Genomic DNA, 1,559 nt, shown 5'->3' on the forward strand with positions numbered 1-1,559 from the left:
TGCATCTTCAGCTACATCCAGATCATAATCCATTTGCAAACCCATCCAAAACCGGGCGGACATATTGAAATAATAGGCTAAACGTAGGGCTGTATCTGCCGTAATTCTACGTTTACCGTGAATAATTTCATTAATTCGACGTGCAGGTACACGCAAGGCTAGAGCAACCTGATTTTGACTCAGATTCATGGGCTTGAGAAATTCTTCTAACAGGACTTCGCCAGGATGTACAGGGGTCAATTTATCTAATTTATTTTTTGTCATGATTCCACCTCAGTGATAGTCAACAATTTCTACATCTGTTGCATCCCCATCTTTCCACCCAAAGCAAATTCTCCATTGGTCATTAATTCGGATACTATACTGACCGATTCTACTGCCTACCAAGCGTTCAACGAGTCACGTTAAACGTCAAGCGCAAATTTCTCAGAAAAAATTCTTTCTTTTCCGAGAGATGGAAGTTGAGCCAGCATGATCGCGTTATTGGATTGGGCGATCGCCTTGTAGTTAGTCATCTATGCCTCCGTTTTAGGAAAGGTGAGCAGTAAATCGCTGTAGTAGTTATATTGTTTTTGGCGATCGCTCAGTTCGGCGGTCAGTTCGGCGGTCAACGCTGTAAAAGTGTCCAAAATCCGCACGATTTCGGCTTGAATGGCAAGGGGTGGGATCGGGATTTCTAATTTAGCCAAATCGGACTTATTGACTGCGGGCACTCCCCCTTCTTTTTTTAGACCTAAAAGCAGATCGCTTTCTGACTGAAGAAAATAGAAAAGATATTTGTTGATGAGTAGAGCTTCATCTGTTGATCGTAGCTTGTAGCATAACGGCCCCAACCAAAACGGGGTCTTTTGATATCCAACATAGCAAATTCCCCCTTGACCTCGATATGGCGTTGTAACTGTGTCGCCTTCGCAATTGCTGCTTGCGGTATATCCAGATCTAGTTGTTCCTGCGTTAATGTAATCATAATCTGTCGCGTTATCAAAAATTTCAGTTGGCTTCTGTCCAGTATTGATCTCAGCAATCTCCCCCAAGGTATTCCACTCCACCGCCGCCCCATCTAACAGCCTCCCCAGGAAATTCCTACCGCTCATCCCACACCTCCATCAAACCCCATCAATTCCCGCTCAATCTCTTCAATACTCGGCAATTGAGTTTGTAACGGAACAGGCAAAGATTCCAATAACTTATATTCCGCAATACCCATAGGCTGGCTTTTATCTCCCAAAGCATACTCAGCCACCACCTTATCCTTGCTTTTGCACAACAACAAACCGATCGTAACCCCATCCTCTTTAGCCTTCATTTGCCTATCCACCGCCGTCATATAAAACCCCAACTGCCCCAAATGCTCAGGCTTAAACTTGTCCGCTTTCAGTTCAATCACAACATAGCAGTGCAATTTCAGATGATAAAACAACAGATCAATAAAAAACTCCTCCTCACCCACTTGCAGCAACACCTGACGACCCACAAAAGCAAATCCTGCACCCAACTCCAACAAAAATTGTGTAACGTGCTTAACTAATGCCCTTTCTATTTCACGCTCCTGAGCCTCC

The 1,559-nt window shown here is 44.1% G+C and carries 4 protein-coding genes; all 4 read right to left on the bottom strand.

All coding sequences use genetic code 11. The features are described 5' to 3' along the window. Nucleotides 1-264, bottom strand: a 264-nt coding sequence (locus tag P5683_RS24700) for a HigA family addiction module antitoxin (protein ID WP_315642532.1), incomplete at its 3' end; no start/stop codon positions are given. A gap of 9 nt (nt 265-273) precedes the next feature. Beyond that, nucleotides 274-387, bottom strand: coding sequence for a type II toxin-antitoxin system RelE/ParE family toxin (locus P5683_RS24705; protein ID WP_081587642.1), 114 nt, complete (start codon nt 385-387; stop codon nt 274-276). Nucleotides 388-515: 128 nt separating this feature from the next. Further along, nucleotides 516-1,094, bottom strand: coding sequence for a restriction endonuclease subunit S (locus P5683_RS24710; protein WP_006621085.1), 579 nt, complete (start codon nt 1,092-1,094; stop codon nt 516-518). Continuing rightward, on the bottom strand, nt 1,091-1,559 hold a 469-nt coding region (locus P5683_RS24715; RefSeq protein WP_315641189.1), incomplete at its 5' end, for a PDDEXK nuclease domain-containing protein. The genes P5683_RS24710 and P5683_RS24715, both read right to left, overlap by 4 nt.

The organism is Limnospira sp. PMC 1279.21 (assembly GCF_032349615.1).
GTDB lineage: Bacteria > Cyanobacteriota > Cyanobacteriia > Cyanobacteriales > Microcoleaceae > Limnospira > Limnospira fusiformis.